This window comes from Bartonella sp. TT110JLCBS (assembly GCF_042193405.1).
Taxonomy (GTDB): domain Bacteria; phylum Pseudomonadota; class Alphaproteobacteria; order Rhizobiales; family Rhizobiaceae; genus Bartonella.
Genome location: NZ_JBHILT010000272.1, coordinates 1 through 268, shown reverse-complemented (window position 1 = coordinate 268; position 268 = coordinate 1). Strand labels below are relative to the sequence as shown.

Annotated in this window: 1 protein-coding gene; it reads right to left on the bottom strand. The window is 41.0% G+C overall.

Annotated features, from left to right (window positions below):
* Positions 1-268: FAD-dependent oxidoreductase (locus ACFILW_RS10885; protein WP_375685840.1), on the bottom strand; the 268-nt coding region annotated here is incomplete at both ends.

The window sequence follows — 268 nt, the reverse complement described above, 5'->3', positions numbered from 1 at the left end:
CAATTTCTGATTCCAATTCCCTAAATAATCATAAATAAAAAGTCCAAAACGCAACATCCAAGCAGGGCGCAATTCTTTATGATAAGGAAGGAGAAAACGCAAAGGACGCACAATATGTGGAGCCATGCGTAAAATGATCTCGCGTTCTTTCAATGCTTCACGAACAAGTTTGAACTCATAGTGTTCAAGATAACGAAGCCCACCATGAATAAGCTTTGTTGACGCACTTGAGGTCCCAGATGCAAGATCGTTCATTTCAGCCAATCCC